This is a genomic window from Terriglobia bacterium (assembly GCA_035712365.1).
Taxonomy (GTDB): Bacteria; Acidobacteriota; Terriglobia; order UBA7540; family UBA7540; genus SCRD01.
Window position 1 is genome coordinate 89,249 of sequence record DASTAW010000041.1, and the last position, 17,884, is coordinate 107,132.

The 17,884-nt window shown below is 57.3% G+C and carries 18 protein-coding genes and 1 other RNA gene; 14 read left to right on the forward strand and 5 right to left on the reverse strand.

Translation table 11 applies throughout. The annotated features are described in order from the left end of the window. Positions 1-5 precede the first annotated feature (5 nt). Positions 6-1,811 (reverse strand): secretin N-terminal domain-containing protein, encoded by a 1,806-nt coding sequence (locus VFQ24_13255; protein HET9179319.1) that lies wholly within the window; start codon positions 1,809-1,811, stop codon positions 6-8. Positions 1,812-1,993: 182 nt separating this feature from the next. Here VFQ24_13255 and VFQ24_13260 point away from each other — a divergent pair, with 182 nt between their 5' ends. Beyond that, entirely contained in the window at positions 1,994-2,176 is a 183-nt protein-coding gene (locus tag VFQ24_13260; GenBank protein ID HET9179320.1) for a DUF1059 domain-containing protein, read from the forward strand. 118 nt (positions 2,177-2,294) lie between these two features. On the opposite strand, the gene VFQ24_13265 is transcribed toward VFQ24_13260, so the two are convergent. Then, a complete protein-coding gene (locus VFQ24_13265; GenBank protein HET9179321.1) occupies positions 2,295-2,504 on the reverse strand; it encodes a hypothetical protein in 210 nt (69 codons plus the stop codon). A 528-nt stretch (positions 2,505-3,032) separates the two neighbouring features. On the opposite strand from VFQ24_13265, the gene VFQ24_13270 reads away from it, so the two are divergent. The 9 genes from VFQ24_13270 to VFQ24_13310 all read left to right on the forward strand — a co-directional run bounded on the left by VFQ24_13270 (position 3,033) and on the right by VFQ24_13310 (position 10,165). Further along, entirely contained in the window at positions 3,033-3,476 is a 444-nt protein-coding gene (locus tag VFQ24_13270) for a cytochrome c maturation protein CcmE (GenBank protein ID HET9179322.1), read from the forward strand. Between the two features lie 92 nt (positions 3,477-3,568). After that, a complete protein-coding gene (locus VFQ24_13275) occupies positions 3,569-5,593 on the forward strand; it encodes a heme lyase CcmF/NrfE family subunit (GenBank protein HET9179323.1) in 2,025 nt (674 codons plus the stop codon). Continuing rightward, on the forward strand, positions 5,583-6,062 hold the full coding sequence (locus VFQ24_13280) for a cytochrome c-type biogenesis protein CcmH (protein ID HET9179324.1): 480 nt from the start codon (positions 5,583-5,585) through the stop codon (positions 6,060-6,062). The genes VFQ24_13275 and VFQ24_13280 overlap by 11 nt, the downstream gene beginning before the upstream one ends. A gap of 42 nt (positions 6,063-6,104) precedes the next feature. After that, entirely contained in the window at positions 6,105-6,557 is a 453-nt protein-coding gene (locus tag VFQ24_13285) for a hypothetical protein (GenBank protein HET9179325.1), read from the forward strand. A gap of 58 nt (positions 6,558-6,615) precedes the next feature. Further along, positions 6,616-7,866, forward strand: a complete 1,251-nt coding sequence (locus VFQ24_13290) for a carboxypeptidase-like regulatory domain-containing protein (GenBank protein HET9179326.1) — start codon at positions 6,616-6,618, stop codon at positions 7,864-7,866. Then, positions 7,841-8,575 (forward strand): heme ABC exporter ATP-binding protein CcmA, encoded by a 735-nt coding sequence (gene ccmA / locus VFQ24_13295; protein ID HET9179327.1) that lies wholly within the window; start codon positions 7,841-7,843, stop codon positions 8,573-8,575. The genes VFQ24_13290 and ccmA overlap by 26 nt, the downstream gene beginning before the upstream one ends. Further along, positions 8,568-9,245, forward strand: coding sequence for a heme exporter protein CcmB (locus VFQ24_13300; GenBank protein ID HET9179328.1), 678 nt, complete (start codon positions 8,568-8,570; stop codon positions 9,243-9,245). The genes ccmA and VFQ24_13300 overlap by 8 nt, the downstream gene beginning before the upstream one ends. Positions 9,246-9,293: 48 nt before the next feature. Then, complete coding sequence (ccsA, locus tag VFQ24_13305) at positions 9,294-9,992, forward strand: cytochrome c biogenesis protein CcsA (GenBank protein ID HET9179329.1); 699 nt, start codon at positions 9,294-9,296, stop codon at positions 9,990-9,992. Between the two features lie 2 nt (positions 9,993-9,994). Further along, a complete protein-coding gene (locus VFQ24_13310; GenBank protein ID HET9179330.1) occupies positions 9,995-10,165 on the forward strand; it encodes a CcmD family protein in 171 nt (56 codons plus the stop codon). A 190-nt stretch (positions 10,166-10,355) separates the two neighbouring features. On the opposite strand, the gene VFQ24_13315 is transcribed toward VFQ24_13310, so the two are convergent. Further along, positions 10,356-11,087: a hypothetical protein gene (locus VFQ24_13315; GenBank protein HET9179331.1), complete on the reverse strand. Its 732-nt coding sequence runs from the start codon at positions 11,085-11,087 to the stop codon at positions 10,356-10,358. A gap of 310 nt (positions 11,088-11,397) precedes the next feature. On the opposite strand from VFQ24_13315, the gene ffs reads away from it, so the two are divergent. The 4 genes from ffs (at position 11,398) to recR (ending at position 14,289) form a co-directional block, all read left to right on the forward strand. Next, positions 11,398-11,496, forward strand: an RNA gene (gene ffs / locus VFQ24_13320) — signal recognition particle sRNA small type. 88 nt (positions 11,497-11,584) lie between these two features. Next, positions 11,585-13,333, forward strand: a complete 1,749-nt coding sequence (gene dnaX, locus VFQ24_13325; protein ID HET9179332.1) for a DNA polymerase III subunit gamma/tau — start codon at positions 11,585-11,587, stop codon at positions 13,331-13,333. Positions 13,334-13,336: 3 nt separating this feature from the next. Beyond that, the gene (locus tag VFQ24_13330) at positions 13,337-13,651 is read left to right on the forward strand and encodes a YbaB/EbfC family nucleoid-associated protein (GenBank protein ID HET9179333.1); all 315 of its coding nucleotides are present in this window, start codon (positions 13,337-13,339) and stop codon (positions 13,649-13,651) included. Positions 13,652-13,689: 38 nt separating this feature from the next. Continuing rightward, positions 13,690-14,289, forward strand: coding sequence for a recombination mediator RecR (gene recR, locus VFQ24_13335; protein ID HET9179334.1), 600 nt, complete (start codon positions 13,690-13,692; stop codon positions 14,287-14,289). A 103-nt stretch (positions 14,290-14,392) separates the two neighbouring features. Here recR and VFQ24_13340 read toward each other — a convergent pair whose 3' ends face one another. Further along, complete coding sequence (locus VFQ24_13340) at positions 14,393-15,442, reverse strand: 2-oxoacid:ferredoxin oxidoreductase subunit beta (protein ID HET9179335.1); 1,050 nt, start codon at positions 15,440-15,442, stop codon at positions 14,393-14,395. Positions 15,443-15,444: 2 nt separating this feature from the next. Next, positions 15,445-17,292: a 2-oxoacid:acceptor oxidoreductase subunit alpha gene (locus VFQ24_13345; protein HET9179336.1), complete on the reverse strand. Its 1,848-nt coding sequence runs from the start codon at positions 17,290-17,292 to the stop codon at positions 15,445-15,447. Positions 17,293-17,884 lie beyond the last annotated feature (592 nt).

The window sequence follows — 17,884 nt, forward strand, 5'->3', positions numbered from 1 at the left end:
TAACATTACTGCTGCGGTGTCGTTTCCGAAGGCGGAGGTTCAGGGCTGGGCGAAATGGGCATGGCAGGATGCGCAGGCGCTGAAGTGTTAGGGGTTGATGTAACAGGCTGCGCAGGATTTTGCGTGGCAGCAGATTCCATAGAGGATTCCGGCAGACGGATAATCCGTGGAGTCAGCATGATCAGCACATCCGTTTGCAGCTTTTCGTGTTTGGTGGAGCTGAACAAGTACTTCAGACCTGGGATCTCGCCGAGTCCGGGCACGCCCGAAACCGTCGTCGTGTCCGTGGATTGCAGCAAGCCGCCCAGCACACTGGTTTCTCCTTCTTCTAACCGAATATCGTGCTCAATCTGCCGTTGGCCGAAAGTCGGCTCATTGACGCCGGCGATGCTGACCGACGGCTGCACCGATGAAATCTCAATCTTCGCGTGGATAGCAATCTCGCCGTCGGGCAGCAGGTGCGGCGTCAGGTCCACGTTGACACCGACGTCCTGAAACTGAAATTGCGTGTTGGTGACCAACCCCCCAAATCCCCCGTTTTGGTTCCCTCCCGGTGTCACCGCCGTTGGCAAACCGAAGCTGCCGGTGGCGTAGGGTACCCGGCTTCCGATTCGCAGGGTAGCGGTCTCTCCGTCCGTCACGCGAACCTCGGGATTCTCCATGATGTGGGTTGACGAATCGTTCAGGATAGCCGTGGCAATAGCGCTCGGCACCACCAGTCCATAATTATTTACTCCAAAGTGTCCGCCCAGCGTGGCCGAACTTCCCGGGGCGAATATCGCCGCGCCCTGGAGCCCATTCGTTATCGAACCCGAGGCAGGGTTGACCGTCGCCGGCGTCAGCCCCAGTTCTCGCACCCGGTCAGCGTCAGCTTCAAGCACCGTAACGTCCACCATAATCTCGGCCTTGCCGTGGTCCAGGTCGCGGATCAGGTTAACAGCTTCCTCGACTTTATCAGGTGTGTCGCGGACGATGATGGCGTTGGCGCCTGGATTGTCGATGATCCGCTGAATTCCCAGGATCTGCTTCAAGGCTGTGGTAATCGCCGTCCGGTCGGCAGGCTTGAGTGAGTTGTCCAGATAGACCGTCCTCATCACTTCAGTTTGATAATCGCGCCGGTTGGCTGGATTGTCAGGAACAACCAGGATGGTGTTTGAAGTAACCACTCTCCAGAATGTGTGGGTCTGCAGGGCGAGGATGTGCAGAGCGTTCTCGATGGTTACATTGTTGAGGTCCAGTGAAACCGGTTGGACCTGAAAATCAGACGTGAAAGCAACATTGAGTCCGGCAAGCTTGCAGAGGGTTTCATAAACCCGCTTGCTGTCGGCGCTGATCCGAAAATGAGTTAATGGCTCCGCAGGCAGGGGCTTTAATTCATCGCTTGCAGCTTGCTCCTGGCGCTGGCTGGCCTTGATGGCCTCTTTAAGGTCCTTTTCGCGCTCCTGCCTGGCAGTGATTTGTTTCGACAACAGCCGGGCCAGTTCCTGTTTTGCGGCCTGATTGCTGGGGTCGATGCTGGCGGCCTTCTGGAATTCTCCAATGGCTTCCGGGGTCCGCTGTTGCTCCAGAAGTTTTCTTCCCCGGTCCAGATGATACTGCGATGCCTCCATGCGTGCATGGGTCTCGCGCAGTTGATACTCGGCGTTCGCTGGACGTGATTGCACGGCCCGCTGATAATTGATCAACGCCGTGTCCCAGTCTTTCGTGAGTTCCGCTTTGCGTCCTTTCTGGAAATACACGTTACCAGGTGCACAAGCCATGCAAACAAGCAGACCCGTCAGCGCCGATGCTCTTGCCAACCGCCGCTTCATGAACACTTCCCCACGGGCATCCCAATCATAGGTAGAGTGTATTATCCGCGAAGTAGTTGTCTGAAGCAAGTGAACTGACGCAAAACCCGCCTTATGGACAGGTTTCGAAGGAATTAACCAGTTAGGCAACAGATCGTGCTAGAATTGTGGCTTGGGCACAACAAAGACATAAGGAGGTCGAAGTGGGTAAGGTATTGCGATGTCGTGACTTGGGCACCAACTGCCCCAAGGAAATCCGGGCCGATAACGAAGAAGAACTCATGAAGCTGGCGGCCGAGCACGCCGAAAAAGACCACGGAATCAGTACAGCAAATCTCCCGCCAACGATGGTCCAATTGGTGAAAGCCGCTATCAAAGACGAGTGAATGACGTAAGACCATTCCAACCGCAAATTCCAGACAGGGGCTGTATGCTTGGATCCTACAAAAGGGAAAGCCCCCGCCGGCTGACCGGCAGGGGCTTGATTTCCAATTACGCAGAAGGTTACTGACCCGAAGGTTCTGTTGATTCCATCTTCTTCTTCGACTTCTTTTCCTTCTTCTTGGAAGTGTGCTTCTTCTTCGATTCTTTCTTCGCAGGTGCGGATTGAGGAGCAGATTCAGCGGGAGCTTGCTGTGCGTCCTGCGCGAATGCGGGCATCGACAGGCAAGCAGCAATCGCCAGCGTTGCGAACAGTGTCAAAAGCTTTTTCATACTGGGAGGTTCCTCCTTAGAGATTGGGTCTTGCACTGGTTGCTAAGAGCACGAGTGAGGCCAAACCTGCATGCCCTCAAGCCAGACCGCACCGCGATGATTCGCAAGGGCTTCCAGGACTGCCGGGATTTACACGGGAAAAATGTTCGCCAGTAACGCCCGCTGGTATACGGGTTGGTGCAAACGTATACCAACCCGTGTAGAAGCCTTCTACGTTGGGACCCGCGGTACGTCCAACCAGTTTGGCTTCCACAACCGCCGAAGCTACCTGTAAGAAATGAGGGGCGAGCGAGACCATCAGGTGGTGGCCCAGTTTGGTTGCTGTCTTGTGGCACATCCATCCTGGCCGTGCCATTCCACGGAAGCACGGGCGAGGAGGCCCGTGCCGCGAATCGAACCGGGTCACTACCAACCCTCAAATAACATTGACTAGAATTGTGCGACAGTGCAGAATTAAGGGTTAAAAAACCATCGGAGGACACCCTAGCGGAAAGTGCATGGCGTTGCCCGAGAGGAAGGTCATCGCTCATGGCGAGCAAGAGTAAGAAGCTAAAATTTGGAATCGGGATAGCGATTATCCTAGCCGCGGTGGGCTGGGAGGCAGTGTCCGGGTTCCAACAGTCCAAGACGTATTACGTGACCGTCAAGGAGCTGACCAGCGGCAAATCTGCGCACCAGCACGTGCGTGTGGGGGGCGTTATCGTGCCCGGCTCGATCCACCGGAGCGGGCAGATCCTGACCTTCCGCATCTCCCAGGAAGCCCTGTCGCTCCCTATCACCTATGTTGGCACGGATGCCTTGCCGGACGATTTCAAGGGTGGGGCCAATGCAATTGTCGAAGGGGATTACCAGGCAGACGGCACGTTCCGAGCACAACAGGTCCAGGCGAAGTGCGCTTCCAAATACCAGGCTGCGCCTGCGGCGCCGAAGGAGGCGAACTCGGCATCCAAAGTAGCTTCCTACGGTGAATGAGCATTGAGGTCAACCACTTTTTTTCCCACCGCGATCAACCACCCACCCGAAGCAGCCGTATCGAATTTGGAACAAGGGGGAATTGAGCAGCCATGAATCAAGTCGGAGCTGTCGGACTTATCGCCGCACTGGTATTTGCAATCTACGGGATGATCTCTGGCGCCATCGCCGGAAAATTTCGAAGTCCTCGAATGCTGAAGAGCGCGCAGCGCGCCGTGCTGGGCTTTTTTGCAATGACCACGCTGGCAGTGGTCTCCCTCGAGTACCTTGCGCTCACGAACGACTTCCACAACTCCTACGTCGCATCCCACTCCAGCCTCGCACTCCCCCTGGTCTATAAGATTCCTGTTCTGTGGGCGGGGCAGCAAGGCTCGCTGCTGTTCTGGACCTGGCTGCTCTCGATTTATGTCGCGCTGGCCGTCCTGCTGAACCGCAAGAAGAACCGGCAGTTGATGCCTTACATCATCGCCATCTGCATGGGCGTGGGAACATTCTTCTCTCTGATCACATTCTGGGTTGCAAACCCCTTCGATCAGCTTTCGCTGGCAACAGCAACAGGCATTACACCCTATGCGCCCCCGGATGGAAACGGCATGGCTCCATCCCTGCAATACCATTCGATGGTGATACACCCGCCGATGCTTTATCTCGGTTACGTCGGGATGGCCATCCCGTTTGCCTTTGCCATGTCGGCGCTGCTGACGAAACAACTGGGTGACAACTGGATTCGCGTTACCCGCCGCTGGGTCATGGTGCCCTGGATGTTCCTGGGCACCGGCATCGTGCTGGGCGGACATTGGGCCTACCACGTACTCGGCTGGGGCGGATACTGGGCCTGGGACCCGGTGGAAAACGCCTCGCTGCTGCCGTGGTTGGCGGGCACAGCGTTTCTCCATTCGGTCATGATTCAGGAAAAGCGCGGCATGCTGAAAGTCTGGAACGTGGTCCTGATCATCCTGACTTTCTTCCTGTCCATCTTTGGAACGTTCCTGACCCGCAGCGGCATCATCTCTTCCGTCCACGCATTCGCGCAGTCCAATATAGGCCCATGGTTCTCCGTATTTCTAGCCATCATCGCGGCGTTTTCGCTGACGGCGCTTTTCCTGCGCCTGGACTTCCTGAAAACCGAGAACCGGCTGGACTCTGTCGCCTCGCGCGAAAGCGGATTCCTGTTTAACAACTGGATCTTGCTGGCCGCCGTGCTTGCGGTGCTATGGGGCACTATCTTTCCGATCGTCTCCAAAGCCATTCAGGGCGTCACCGTGACCGTCGGACCGCCTTTCTTCAACAAGGTGATGGTCCCTATCGGATTGCTGCTGTTGTTCCTGACGGGTGCCGGACCGCTGCTGGCCTGGAGGAAAACCTCGTTCCAGAGCATCAAGCGCAATTTCACCGTTCCCCTGATTTTTGCGGCCATAGTGGGCGGAATCCTGTTTTTCGCGGGCGTTCATCGCCTCTACACGTGGATGTCTCTCTTCCTGTGCGCTTTTGTTGCCGCAAGCATCGTCGGCGAGTTTTACAAAGGCGCCCGCACGCGAATGAAATCCACTCGGGAGAATTTTTTTGCCTCCGTCTACAACCTGACCATGCGGAACACGCGCCGTTACGGCGGATACATCGTCCACTTCGGCATCGTTTTAATCTTTGTGGGGTTCGCCGGACAGGCCTTCCGGTTTGAAACGCAGGGGCTGATGGGCCCCGGTGATCTGTTGAGGGCAAAGGATTATCTGCTCCGGTGTGAAAGCATCGACACCGGTCAGAAGGCAAACTACCAATATGAGACCGTTGCGTTGAGTGTGACGAAAGACGGGCACGCCTTGACCGTGATGCATCCGCAAAAACGCTTCTTCCTTGCGGAGCAGGAATCGCTCAGCCATGTTGCGTTGCATTCCACCCTGGCGCAGGACCTTTACGTTGTCATGGCGGGCCAGGACCCGGGTTCGGACAAGGCTATCATCCACGTCATCATCAACCCTCTGGTGCAGTGGGTGTGGATAGGCGGCATCATCGTCCTTCTGGGGACCCTGTTGGCCCTGGTACCGAGCAGCATTGAACGCCAAATGGCCGATCTCCACAAAGGTCGGGAGGAACTTGCCGAAGCGCATCATGTCAGCTAAGCGGCTTGTGAAAATTCTTGTGCTGAGTTTCGCTCTGGTCAATGTGGCCATGGCCGCTCAGAGCTCTGCGGACATTGAGAAGGGCATCGGGGACCAGGTTTACTGCATGTGTGGCGGGTGCGTCACCAGCCTGAACACTTGCCCTATGCAGTTTTGCGAAGTGAAGGAGGGAATGCACTCAATCATACGGGCGGATCTGGAGCAAGGCAAGACAGAGCCGGAGATCCTCCAGGACCTTGTCAACCGCTACGGAGAAAAGGTGCTGGCAGCTCCGCCCGCGCGCGGCTTTAATCTGGCGGCATGGCTCCTTCCGGGCGTAGGACTCCTGATTGGCCTGTTTCTGGCCATCACCGTTGTCCGAAGATGGCGCAGGCCGGCGGCCGAGGCAGCGGCTCCGGCGGGAGCGCCTCCAGTGGATGAAAACATCCTTAGCGCAGTTGAAGAGGAAATGAAGAAGTACGCCGACTGATCTGCTGTTCCCGGTTGACCGTCGAAGGGCGAAGGTAACAAAGTGGAATTGGGAGTTGCAATCCTGCTAGTGATCGGCCTGGCCGTGTTTACGGTCACGCCTTTGCTTGCTCCAGACGGCCCCTCCGAAGACGCCTTGCCCATCGATGTCACACCGCTCGCCGACTTGAAACGCCGCCGGATGGTGGTCTATGAAAACATCAAGGACCTGGAGTTTGAATATAAGGCCGGAAAAGTTTCGAACGAGGATTACAACACCCTCCGGGAAAATCACCTGGCTGAAGCCGCACAGTTGATGCTGGCTTCTCAGGAGCAGGAAGAAATCACGGAACACGATCTGATGATCGAGAGGCAGGTTGCGGAGCGGCGCGCACAGAAGAAGGCTCGGCATCCGGACCCCTACGTCTGCCCTGAATGCGAGTTCGAAAACCCGCTGCCGGTGAAATTCTGCGGGAACTGCGGCAAAGAACTCCCCAAGCGGACTCGTGGAAAGTAGGCGGGCCCGAATTGCCGGTTCGTCCCCGGCGCCTTGCAGAGTGGAATCCTTGCACAAAATGAAAAGAAGAACGACATTTACTGGCCTGATGGTCCTGGCAGTACTCTGCGTGCTTTCAAGTGCTTCCATCCCATGTTTCGCCGTCAGGATTCAGGGGCAGGTCTCGAACGGCACAACCCAGCGGCCGCTGGCGCGCCAGAAGGTGCAGATGATCAGCCCGCGAGGCGGCATGGCTGTGGTGGGTGAAGCCACCACCGACGCAACCGGCCATTTTGCAATCGACGACAGTCAGCTTGGCGCCAACGGGTTTTATCTGATTCAGGCGACCTTCCAGGGCGTGGACTACCACGCGCCGGTGCAGTTCGGTCCCAACGGAGATGCAGTCGTCAACATTACGGCCTATGAATCTACCGGCAAAGAACCTGAGCTTCGAATCCATTCCGCGCGTGTTATTGTTCGCGCGGAAGGCCCGCAGGCGCACATTCAGGAACTCTATGCGGTCGATAACCCGGCCCGGAAAGCTTATACAAATTCCAAGGGGACCTTCAGGTTCCACATCGCACCCGGGGTGGGCAGCCCGACCGTTGCCGCCGTCGGGTTGATGAACATGCCCCTGCCCCAGAACCCTGAGAAGGGGAAGCAGCCAGGCGATTTCTATATCACTTACGCCTTGAAGCCGGGCAGGAATGTGATAATGGTGGCGTATGATGCGGATTACGGTGGGAAGCAGCTTAATCTGGATGACAGCGTTGCGTATCCAATTGCGCAGATGCAGCTCTTTGTGGTTCCCGCTACCCTGACCGTAAACTCCAAGCTGTTCACTGCCGCCGGCCAGGATTCCGAGACTGGCGCGCAGATCTATGAAGCGAGCGATTTGAAGGCCAGCTCCGCGTTCGCAGCACAACTGGCCGGAGAACCCGCAGCGGGCACTGAGGAGGCCGCCGCCGACCAGCCGCAGCAACAAACCCAGGTCAAGACCGTTCCAGATTCGATTACGTCGGTAGGCGTCCCTCTCCTGCTCTGCTTCTTGCTGGTCTTATTGTGGGCGCTGGGAATTCGAGCATCCAAGGAATGGCCCCGCTGGAAAGCCAGGCAACAGGGCAGTCCTGTACAGAAGCAGTTTCGAGCCAGGTTGGACACTTTGATAAACTCCATTGCGGATCTCGACGAACTGTATGCCTCCGGCAAAGTACCGGAAAAGCAATACTGGAAGGAACGCCTGGAACTGAAAGCGAAGGCAGTGGCTATCCTGAAAGCAGGACCTTCCGCGAAATCCAAGCCTTATGTCTCCCGGGGATCACGTCAATAAGCCGGCGCTGGAAGTCCGCAACGTTACGAAGTTCTTTGGCGACCTTGCTGCCCTGAAGGAAGTCACACTGGGCATCCGTTGCGGCGAGTCATCTCTGCTTTACGGCCCGAATGGCGCAGGCAAAACCACTCTTCTGCGCATGCTGGCCTCACTCGCGCGACCCAGTTCCGGCGAGGTCCTCTTTGCCGGCAAAAACATCGAGCATGACGGAGCAGGCGCCAAAGCGGCGATCGGATTTGTTTCGCATGCCACGTTTCTTTATGGAGAGCTGACGGTCCGTGAAAACCTGAGGTTTTTTGGAAGGCTGTTCAGTTTGAGCGATCTTGAAAAGCGCATTGACGCTGCGCTCGAGATATTTGACATGCGGCCGCGTGAGAATGTTTTTGCTCGAGATCTTTCTCGCGGGCTGCAGCAGCGGGCATCGTTGGCGCGCGCCTTTCTCCACGACCCGGACTTTGTTATTCTCGACGAACCGTTCACGGGCCTGGATCATGAGTCGGTGAAGAAGCTCGAGGAGCTGCTTCTGCGCCTGCCGGAACAGGGGAAGGCCCTGCTTTTTTCCACACACGATTTCGAGCAGGGGGCCGCGCTGGCTACACGTCTGATATCGCTCAAGGCGGGCCGCGTTCGCTATAACGGCCCTCTCGGCGAAGCGCCGTTCAAGGCCCTTGGGATCATGCGGGCCAGCGGGCCGGGTGGCGATGAATAGCCTGACCATCATCTGGAGTATTGTGCTCAAAGACCTTCGCGTGGAGTGGAGAAACCGTGAGACTCTGGCCTCCATGTGCGTTTTTGGCCTGCTCATCATCTTCCTTTTCAATTTTGCTTTTGAAACCGCGCGCGAAGAGACGCTGCGGTTGCTGCCAGCCGTGCTGTGGGTGGCGATTGCCTTTGCGGGAGTGCTGGGGTTTAACCGGTCGTTCGCTTCGGAGCGCGAAAACTCCTGCCTGGAAGGCATGACGCTGGCCCCTGTAGACCCCAGCATGATTTTCGTGGGCAAGATGCTGGCCAACCTGCTTTTCCTGGGGATTGCCGAAGTGGTGATGGCGTTCGCAGCCACTCTATGGTTCAACTTTTCTTTTTTGCCGGCCCTCGGCCAGTTGCTGCTGATTGCTTTCTTCGGGACGCTGGGCTACGCGGCGCTCGGGACCATCTTTGGGGCCATCGCAGCCAACACGCGCATGCGTGAAGTGATGCTGACCGTGCTCCAGTTTCCCGTCGCTTTCTGGATTCTGATGCTTTCCATCGACTCGACCAGCAGCGCCATGCGCGGTGATCCGGGCGGCAACTGGGTTGGCGGCGTGGCCAGAGTGGCAGGCATCAGCGTGGTCTTCACGGTTGCCTCATTCCTGCTTTTTGAATACGTTCTGGAGGAGTAGGCTGTTCGATGCGTGGCCGATGAGGATAACGAGTTACAGGGACTTTGAATGATCAGAAAATTTCCATTGCGTCTGCATTCCGCGCTCACATTTGCAGGCCTGGTTGTGGCGCTCTACATGATCTTTCTCTATGCCCCGGAAGAAATGACCATGGGAGAAGTGCAGAGGATCTTCTATATTCACGTTCCCGCGGCCTGGGTATCTTTGATGGGATTCTCGATTATTTTCGTAGCCAGCATCGTCTACCTGTGGAAGCGCGCCCAGTTTGCGGATGAATTGGCCCATGCCACGGCTGAAGTGGGATTCATATTCTGCACCTGCGTGCTGGTGACCGGTCCGTTGTGGGCCAAGCCGGCCTGGGGCATCTGGTGGACGTGGGATCCGCGTCTGACATTGACTTTCCTTCTCTGGCTGCTCTATGTGGCTTACCTAATGCTGAGAAGTTATCTGGTCAACCCCGGGCGGGCGGCCAACCTTTGCGCCGTGGTGGGGATTATCGGTTTCGTGGACGTGCTCATCGATTATATGGCCATCCGGTGGTGGCGGACGCAGCACCCACAGCCGGTTATTCTGGGTGGGCCCGGGTCAGGACTGGATCCCCGCATGCTGGCCACTCTCCTGGTTAGCTTAGGAACATTTACGCTTCTGTTCTTTCTGCTGGTCCGCATTCGCCTGGGCCTGGCGGGGTTACGAAGGGAGCTCAGCGAGATTCGCCGCACTCTGGCTTTTAGAACTTCGGAGGATTAGCCGTGGTTAACAAATACCTCTTTCTGGCATATGCGTTTGTCTGGCTGATTTTCATGCTGTACGCGTGGAACCTGAGCCGGCGGCAGGATCGCCTGAAAAGAGAGCTGGACGAAGTGAAGAACAAGGTTGCCGAATCCACTCCCGCTGCCGCCTCAGGGAATTCAACTTCCTGATCCCCGTCGCACTGCCCCTTCTCCACCTGATGATCGAGGGCCGAACCTCTTCGGTCCGGCAGCCTTTGCGCGCGTCACTGCACTTACTGGGCGGAATGCTGGCACGGCGTCATTGTCCAGGTTCCAAGGCCATAGTTGCAGCAGGGGCGCATGCCTCGTACGCCCCTTCTGCAGAATAAGCCATCCATTCCTATTGCGCAGTGAACGAGGCCGGAGCGGTCAGTTTGAACGTTATTGCGGTTTCGGCCGGAAGTTTAATCTCTTGCTTCCCGGTAGCGTATGCCGCCCCGGTACCGCCCGCTGCTCCGGCCAGGCCCCCGATAGCGGCACCCTTGCCTCCGCCAGCAATTCCCCCGATCAGAGCTCCCACGCCAGCGCCGCCGCCGCCCATTAGAATATTCCGTTTTTTGTGAGATTTCCCGGCGACGCCCCAGGTCTGGGTAGAGACCGAAACCTGCTGGCCCCCGGTCGGAGTGATGGACGTCAGCATCAGGGATATTTCCGCAGGCCGCTTGAGCCGTCCTGAGCTCACCACATTGGTTACACGGCCGCCAACCGAGCTTCCCTGGGGCGCAACGGTAACGCCGTTGACCGCCAGTGGCTCCGCCAGCGTTCCACTAAAAGTGCTGCCAGGAGCCGTCGTGCCCGTATTGAGCCCTGTGGAGAGCAGGATGTGGACTGAAGTGCCGGCGGGAACTGTAACCGTCTTAGGGGCGGCAGCAGCTTGCGCAGCTTCGCCCGATTGCGAAGTTGCGCGCCGATGTTTAAGCGGGCTCGGTTGTGCCGGCTGGCCCGAAGCTGCTGCTGTGCTCTCCTGGGCGGGTTCGGAATTGTCCGTCTGGTTAGTGGCGGATTGGCAGCCAACCATGACAGCGAGTGTGAACGCAATGGCCAGGGTTTGGATCGTTCTTTTGGTGTTCAATTGATTCCTCCAACACAGGCTTGCGGCCTGCTTTGTTTGGCGTCTTTGGCGTCCCCTCCGCATGAGGCCAACTTCCTCATACCGGCTCAGATACTTCACGAAAGGGTAAACAATTGGTCGAAAAAAAGCAAGCACCTGAGGATTTCCTTTGATTCCACAAGCGCTTGCCGGCGCAGTAGGTCATGCGTTATGTTTGCCTCACAATGCTCAGCGCCCAAAGGCATCGACGGATACCGGCTCTGCGTGTTAGGCTAAATGAGTTGCGAATTCCGCTTCGAATCCAGACAAGCGGTTTCATGACATTTTCAGACTTCGGGCCCTGTGCAACGGATGTTCGTGAACCCCGCCAGGTCCGGAAGGAAGCAACGGTAGCGAGCCGCTCTGTGTGCCGCAGATCAACCCGAAGTCTGACCAATGCTCTGGACCAGGGACGCGGACGCCGCCGAGTGAGCTAAGGGTCCCCAAATTATCATCCTCTGGCCTCAACCTCAGTTGTTATGTCTTACCAGGTGATAGCCCGCAAATACCGGCCTCAGGTTTTCGACGACGTTGCCGGGCAGCGTCTGATCACTGACACCCTGAAGAACGCCGTCACCAAGCAGCGGGTGGCGCACGGATACATCTTTTCCGGCGCGCGGGGCGTGGGCAAAACCACCACGGCCCGAATCCTGGCCAAGTCACTCAACTGTATCAAGGGACCGACGGTCACCCCCTGCGGCGAGTGTCCCTCCTGTCAGGAAATCGCGCAGGGAAATTCGGTAGACGTTTTTGAAATCGACGCTGCGTCGAACCGTGGCATCGATGAGATCCGCGAACTGCGAGAAACGGTCCGCTATCTCCCGGCCCGCGATCTTTACAAGATCTTCATCATTGACGAAGCGCATATGCTGACCACCGAGGCATTCAACGCGTTGTTGAAGACCCTGGAAGAGCCGCCGCCGCGGTCGCTGTTCGTCCTTTGCACCACCGAAGCCCACAAGCTGCCGACCACCATCCAGTCGCGCTGCCAGCATTTCTCCTTCCGCCTGCTGGATTACTCAGAAATACTCAACCGGCTGGAGTGGGTGATGAAACAGGAGCAGTTGGATGCCGATGAGGGCGCTTTGAGCGCCGTGGCCGAAGCCGCTGAAGGCAGCCTCCGCGACGCTCTCTCGCTGCTCGATCAGGCCATCGCATCGAGTGCCGAAGGCCTTGAAGAGGCCCACGTTCGGCAGTTGCTGGGCGTGGTTCCGAGCCAGGTCCTTACCGAACTGGTGGAATCCATCGATGCCGGTGACGCGGGAAAGGTCCTCCAGATTGTGGAGCGGGTCGCCTCGGAGGGCTACGAGCTGAACCATTTTTGCGGCGAGTTCACCCGCTACATCCGTAACCTGACGGTTGCCAAAAGCTGCGGAGCGGAAAGTCCTCTGCTTCAACTGCCAGCCAGCCAGCGCGCCGTGCTGGGCGGCCTTTGCGGGCAGTTCAGCGAGGAGGACCTCGCACGCTTCTTTCAGATCCTGGTGCGCACTGAGAACGACATGCGCTATGCGTTGAATCCCCGCTTCCAACTCGAACTTGGATTAATCAAAATGGTCCAGGCCGGCAAGCTGGGACCGCTGGAAAACCTTCTGGCTGAACTGAGCGGGCCCCGTCCGGCGTCATCCGCCCGGCCGGCAACCGGGCCCTCCGCCAGCATGTCTACTTCCGACCCTGCCAGCGGAAGCGGGTCGCAGATCATTCCGCGTTCGGTTTCCCCAGCGCCAATGTCCGCCCGACAGACGGAACCGCCTCGCAAACCGGAGAAATTTTCCGAGCAGGTTGCAAGGCCCGTCAGTTCCCTCCCGCCGCAGGCACCCTCCGCCAAGCCTACGGCGCAAGCTGTGTCATTGGAGGTTCCCGGGGACCCGCGCCTGACCAGGATCAAGAGTCTGGCTTTCGGGCAATCAAAACTTCTGAGCAGTTGCCTTGATCCGGTCTCGGGCTGGCGGTTTGAGGACGGTGAGGTCCGCTTCATTTTCTCGAAGAGCGACTCCTGGGCGGCGGACCTGTTAAACTCGCGCGAGCAGCAGGAAAAGCTCCAGGCGCTGTGCGCGGAGGTGCTGGGGCAACCCGTAAAAATTTGTGTTACACTCGATAGCGAGGAAAGGCTGGGGATCAAGGACCGTCGCAGCGTTCGCGAACGCGCCGAAAGCGACGGAGGGGTTGAAGCGCTGGTAAAGAAATTCCGATGCACCCTGGTTGACGTAATCGATCTGAGCCGGGAGTGATCCATGAAAAACCTTCAACAGGTACAGCAAATGCTTAAGCAGGTCCAGCAGTTCCAGGAACAGCTTCAGAAACAACTGGATGACCTGGTGGTGGAATCTTCCACGGGCGGCGGCATGGTGACCGTCAAGATGAATGGCCAAAAACACCTGGTCGCCGTCCACATCGACCCGGAGGTCTACAAGTCGGGTGACATCGAAATGCTGCAGGACTTGCTGCTGGCTGCCGTCAATGAATCGGCCAGGAAAGTTGATGAGCAAGTTGCCAGCCAGATGGGCTCGCTGGCGGGCGGCCTCAATCTGCCAGGGCTCGGCCTTTAACAGGTTCCTTCCGCGCCACAACTCAGGACATCCGTACAATGAACGAATATGCCGCGCCTCTTGCGCGCCTCATCGATGAATTGAAGCGCCTGCCGGGGATCGGCCAGAAGTCTGCCCAGCGAATCGCGTTCCATCTTGAACGCGCGCCGCGCGAAGACGTTCAGCGGCTGGCCGAATCGCTGCTCGACGCCAAGGACAAGATCCGGCTCTGCAGCGTGTGCAACAATCTGACGGAAGCAGACCCATGCGAATATTGTTCCGATCCCAGGCGTGACCCGGAACTTCTGTGCGTAGTGGAAACTCCCTATAACGTAATTTCGGTTGAAAAGGCGCATGAGTTTCGCGGCCGGTATCACGTGCTGCATGGCGCGCTTTCGCCGCTTCAGGGGATCGGCCCCGAACAACTCAAGCTAAAGAACTTGATCGACCGCCTCAAAGACGGCACGGTGCGTGAAATGATCGTAGCAACCAGCCCGACGGTCGAGGGCGAAGCCACCGCCGTTTACCTGGCCAGGCTGGTCAAGCCGCTGGGAGTCAAAGTCAGCCGCATTGCCATGGGCATCCCCGTCGGCTCAGACCTCGAGTTCGCCGACGAAGTCACCATGCTCCGCGCACTAGAAGGGCGCCGCGAGATGTAGGTCCCGCGGCGGGTTCAAGTTCGAAGGGTTCCGGGCCGCGACAAGCCGGGGGCCATTGATCACGTCCCGGCTAGCGTTCAGCCTCTTGGGCGGCACTGCACGACTATTTCAGGCTGTCCATCACTTCGTCGAGCACTTTCTTTGGCGGGCGCACGGAAGATTCAGGAAGGGTCGCCAGGGGCTCATCGACAAAGTTCAGCAGCTCCATGAAGTTGGGCTTTTGAGTATCCAGATAGAACAGTCCGGTCAAAATTTCTCCCTTTTCGTGCGCTTCCATCAGCACTTTCAGAGTTTCCGTCCGGTTTGTGGGGTCGAAATCAGCATTTAACTTCTTCAGAAACAGCCGGGAACCGTCGTGAAGAGTGATTTCGGTCGTCGTTCCAGGGTCATAGTCAACTGTGATGTCTTCAAAGAAGGGAATATAACTCACCTCCCCCAACGGGGCATCGTGGTCGCGGACGTAGCTATAGCTCTTCGTGGACCCCACGTGATCGTTAAAGGTGACGCAAGGCGAAATTACGTCCAGCATTACGGTTCCGCGATGGCCGAGCGCCCCCTGCAGCAAGGCCATCAGTTGCTTCTTATCGCCGGAGAATGACCGGGCCACGTACGTTGCTCCCAGCATAATGGCAAGCGCGCAGGTATCGATGGGCGGAAGATCGTTGATCACTCCGTTCTTCAATTTTGATCCCAGGTCGGCCGTCGCTGAAAACTGGCCCTTGGTGAGTCCGTAGACCCCGTTATCCTCAATAATGTAAATCATGGGAAGATTGCGGCGCATCAGATGGACAAACTGCCCAACTCCAATGGAAGCCGTATCGCCATCTCCGCTGATGCCGATGGAGATCAGGTTACGGTTGGCCAGCATGGTGCCGGTGGCAATCGACGGCATTCGGCCGTGGACCGAATTGAACCCGTGCGAGCTGGCCAGAAAATAGGCCGGGCTTTTCGAAGAGCATCCGATTCCTGACAGCTTGGCCACGCGGTGCGGTTCAACGCCCAGCTCAAAACACGCCTCGATGATGCGCTCAGAGATGGCGTTGTGGCCGCAGCCGGCGCATAGGGTGCTCTTGTTGCCCTTGTAGTCGGAAGGCTCCAGGCCGATTCGGTTCAATTTTTGCGGCGGGGATGGTGGAACGGCAGTCGTAGACATGATTACTTCTTGCCCTCCCTGGAAATGATTTCGTCCGTTACGCTACGAGCATCGATCGGGAGTCCCTTGTAGTGGCGGATGCTGTGAATTTTGGGAATATCCTCCGCGTCAGACTCGATTCGCAACAGCTCATACACCTGGCCATCGCGATTCTGTTCCACCACATAGACCCGCTGGTGCCGGCGAATAAAGTCCAAGACCTGCTGGGAGAATGGAAACGCGCGAATACGGCAATAACTGACCGGCAATTCGTATTCCTGCCTCAACTGATCGAGCGATTCCACGATGGCCCAGTGCGTTGATCCGTATGCGATGATGCCGATTTCCGTCCCGTCTGATTCCTGAAGCAACGGACCGGGAACGCGCTTTCGCGCCGTTTCAAACTTTTTGGACAGCCGGTCCATGTTGTTCACATAATCTTCCGGCCGCTCGCTATAAATGGCCCGCTCATTGTGTCCGCTTCCGCGGGTAAAATAAGCGGCCCTGGAATGCTTGGTGCCGGGCAGTGTCCGGTAGCCGATGCCATCGCCGTCAACGTCGCGGTAACGCGCGAATCCCCCCAGGCGGTCCAAATCTTCCGCGCTCAGGACTTTGCCACGGTCCATGTGTTTCTTCGGGTAAGGAAATGGGTCGGACATCCAGTTGTTCATGCCCAGGTCAAGATCGCTCATCACGAAGACCGGCGTTTGGAATTCCTCCGCCAGGTCGAATGCCTCGATGGCCATGCTGAAGCATTCTTCCACAGAAGCAGGCATGAGCATCAGGTGCCTTGTGTCGCCATGCGAGAGAAAAGCGTTTTTGAGGATATCGCCCTGTTGCGTACGGGTTGGAAGGCCCGTGGACGGACCGGTGCGCTGGACGTCAAAAATCACCGCCGGAATTTCCGCATAATAGCCCAGGCCGACAAACTCCGCCATGAGAGAAATGCCCGGCCCGGAGGTCGCCGTCATGGCGCGGGCGCCCGCCCACCCGGCTCCCATCACCATGCCGATGGCCGCAAGCTCATCCTCTGCCTGCACGATCGCGAAAGTGGCCTTGCCGGTTTCAGGGTCCATCCGGTAGCGCCGCATGTAACCCGTCAATGATTCCGCAAGCGATGAGGAAGGCGTAATGGGGTACCATGTGCAGACCGTAACACCGGCAAACATCGCGCCGAGCGCGGCGGCAGCGTTGCCATCGATAATGATTTTCCCTCGCGTCGCGTCCATCGGTTCCAGGTAAAATCGTCCGCGTTTGGGAAGGTTCTTTTCAGTGTATTCGTAGCCCACCTGAGCAGCGTTGAAGTTGAGGTCAACGGCACTCGGTTTTTTCCGGAAATGCTGCTCCAGCGCTCCGTGAATCTCTGCCATGGGGATGCCCAGCAGTTTGGCCAGCACCCCGTCATAGATCATGTTCCTGACAAGCTTCCGCAGCTTTGCATTCGGGCAGACCGGGGCCACCAGCACATCAAAAGGCACGGGGTAAAAAATCACGTCATCCCGGAGATGCTGCAGCTTTAACTTCTCATCAAACACCACGCTTGCACCAGGTCCCAGCGATATCACGTCTTCCTCGGCCGTCTCGGGATTCATCGCAACCAGGAAGTCGATCTCCTTGCGCCGGGCGATATAACCGTTCTTCGACGCGCGGATCGTATACCACGTGGGCAGCCCGGCAATGTTCGACGGAAAGAGGTTCTTTCCCGAGACCGGAATCCCCATCCGGAAAATGGACCGCAGCAGGACGGTGTTGGCGCTCTGGCTGCCGGAACCATTCACGGTGGCCACCTGGATACTCAAATCATTGATAACCTTTTCCTGTCGCGAAGAAGTAGCGGCAGCTTCCTTGACGGCGAGGTCAGCAGTTCCCATGAATGTCCTCGATGAAAAATATGGATGGTTTGAAACTAACCTTCATTCCAATTTGCCTTCTACCTCGATTCGGCCCAGTGAGGCCAATAAAAGGGTCGAGCTTCTCGAAGAGGGCTGGGGATGTAAGTCGAATCGTGGCGGGGCCTCTACCTGATTTTCGTCCGGCTCTCTCAGCCAACGCGAGGCTTCGTAAGCTCTCACAGAAATCATAGCACAATTAGGCGACGCGTAAACACCGTCACACCCTGTCAAACCGCATTGCGCAACCACCATCGGTTCCATCCAGCCGGTGGATAAGAATACACCGCAACACCTCATGCCCACAATACCTGAGCTAGTCTTGTCAAGCCTTTCCAGGAGCGTTGTATCAAAGCTCTTTCGAAATGTCACCCTGGTTAACTCATTAAAAATGTCCCCATTGGTGTTGGCGTTTTTTCTTTCTGCGGTTTTATTTTGTCGTTTCTCATGGGCCTTGCACGGAGCGCGGCCGTTCGCGACCGCAGGGCGGGCGGTCTGCGGAAGTCGCCTCCCGCCCATCAAAAACATACAGCTTGACACGGGTCTTCTACTGGTTGCACTTTGCAGATTAGGG

Excerpts from the sequence above, each read along its gene's own strand:
- VFQ24_13290 (HET9179326.1), top strand. The coding sequence starts at position 6,616 with ATGAAAAGAAGAACGACATTTACTGGCCTGATGGTCCTGGCAGTACTC.
- VFQ24_13255 (HET9179319.1), bottom strand. The coding sequence starts at position 1,811 with ATGAAGCGGCGGTTGGCAAGAGCATCGGCGCTGACGGGTCTGCTTGTT.
- VFQ24_13275 (HET9179323.1), top strand. The coding sequence starts at position 3,569 with ATGAATCAAGTCGGAGCTGTCGGACTTATCGCCGCACTGGTATTTGCA.
- VFQ24_13300 (HET9179328.1), top strand. The coding sequence starts at position 8,568 with ATGAATAGCCTGACCATCATCTGGAGTATTGTGCTCAAAGACCTTCGC.
- VFQ24_13265 (HET9179321.1), bottom strand. The coding sequence starts at position 2,504 with ATGAAAAAGCTTTTGACACTGTTCGCAACGCTGGCGATTGCTGCTTGC.
- ccmA (HET9179327.1), top strand. The coding sequence starts at position 7,841 with ATGTCTCCCGGGGATCACGTCAATAAGCCGGCGCTGGAAGTCCGCAAC.
- VFQ24_13340 (HET9179335.1), bottom strand. The coding sequence starts at position 15,442 with ATGTCTACGACTGCCGTTCCACCATCCCCGCCGCAAAAATTGAACCGA.
- VFQ24_13330 (HET9179333.1), top strand. The coding sequence starts at position 13,337 with ATGAAAAACCTTCAACAGGTACAGCAAATGCTTAAGCAGGTCCAGCAG.
- recR (HET9179334.1), top strand. The coding sequence starts at position 13,690 with ATGAACGAATATGCCGCGCCTCTTGCGCGCCTCATCGATGAATTGAAG.
- VFQ24_13280 (HET9179324.1), top strand. The coding sequence starts at position 5,583 with ATGTCAGCTAAGCGGCTTGTGAAAATTCTTGTGCTGAGTTTCGCTCTG.
- VFQ24_13345 (HET9179336.1), bottom strand. The coding sequence starts at position 17,292 with ATGGGAACTGCTGACCTCGCCGTCAAGGAAGCTGCCGCTACTTCTTCG.
- dnaX (HET9179332.1), top strand. The coding sequence starts at position 11,585 with ATGTCTTACCAGGTGATAGCCCGCAAATACCGGCCTCAGGTTTTCGAC.
- ccsA (HET9179329.1), top strand. The coding sequence starts at position 9,294 with ATGATCAGAAAATTTCCATTGCGTCTGCATTCCGCGCTCACATTTGCA.
- VFQ24_13270 (HET9179322.1), top strand. The coding sequence starts at position 3,033 with ATGGCGAGCAAGAGTAAGAAGCTAAAATTTGGAATCGGGATAGCGATT.